This window comes from Robertmurraya kyonggiensis (genome assembly GCF_005116465.1).
GTDB classification, from domain to species: Bacteria; Bacillota; Bacilli; order Bacillales; family Cytobacillaceae; genus Robertmurraya; species Robertmurraya kyonggiensis.
Genome location: NZ_SWBM01000056.1, coordinates 1 through 1297, shown reverse-complemented (window position 1 = coordinate 1297; position 1297 = coordinate 1). Strand labels below are relative to the sequence as shown.

The 1297-nt window shown below is 37.7% G+C and carries 1 protein-coding gene; it reads left to right on the top strand.

Features of this window, described 5'->3' with window-relative positions; all coding sequences use genetic code 11:
• Positions 1-947 precede the first annotated feature (947 nt).
• On the top strand, positions 948-1297 hold a 350-nt coding region (locus tag FA727_RS24250), incomplete at its 3' end, for a hypothetical protein (protein ID WP_158318976.1).

The following is a 1297-nucleotide window of genomic DNA, read 5'->3' as shown; positions in this document are numbered from 1 at the left end:
ACATTGCCTCTTATGTTTGTCTATAGAGAAAAGCATGATCGTCATAATAACTGTCAATCATGATATTTTCCCCCACAACAAACTGGCGACCACGCTGGGACCTTCTTTCTCTTTTCCTTAAGAGTAATGCTTATTCACTTGAGTTATTTACACTTCCCGCAAATTCAGCCTTTAAGTTTATTTGATTCATTTTCAAAAGTATGCCTTAGAAACTTTCCAAATAAAGTATGAAAATCCCTAAATAAATATTCAAATCCTTTATATTTGCTCTTTTCTTTGTATCACTTATTTTTCTAAAAAGTTTCTATCATTCCTTCTGCAGCAATGACAGAACGGAATGTGACTATCAAATCTTCTACTGGGGCAAGAATCACTTTGACCCAGACAGCTTTCAATGTCAAGAATGGTATCTACCAGTTCTCTGACAAAACTCAACAAACCACTATCACAATCAAACCTTCCAAAAATCCTCCACCAAAAACTCCTACCAAAAGTCCTTCAAAACCCAACATATCTGTTTTTGATAGATTGGCTCCCCCAAAGCCATCTGTCTTTTCTCGCCTTTCTTCTATTCAACTTGATACACCTACTCCTCGTTTGGGTAGACGAGCTCATCATACCCATAACCGAAAGAAATATCAAACACCCACTACTGAAGAATATCGGCCATTCACTACTGAGAAACATCAAGCTACATTGACTCTACTTCCAGACATTTCTTCAAAAGAAGTTACTGAATCCGACAAAACTTCTCCAAATTCTGCCACTATATGTCTTATCTCTAGTACGAATTTGGAAAATTCTGATGATGAGACTATTTACTATCCTACTCTCAAATTTGCTGTACATGCTCCAATAAATAAAAAGAAATACTTTCTTATTTTTCTTCTACTCTGTACAAAAAGCCAATGAAAATTTCATATCCAACGTCCGTATCTTCCAAAGGTATGAATAAAAAAGTAAGGACAGTTTCTACCTCTAACAAGTCTCCCAAGGTAATCTACCCTGTAGATCTACCACCTGATGATTGGGACGATATGTCAGATGAGGAATTTTATCGTTATGAACGTCACCTCAAAGTTGCACATGTTATGGTAACTGGATGTCGAGGGAGACCTCTGTCCAGGGATCCTACTCTAAGAGATTCCACTGAAGGAATCACCACTCAAGAAGAAGGTCAAGAGGCCGAGGAAGGCCTTGAACCTGAACAAACTCTCATCCTTGAGACCGATAAAGATTTGCTAATCAAGCAATTGCAAGAGCAGATTACCCACTTGACTGCTTTGATGACAAACAT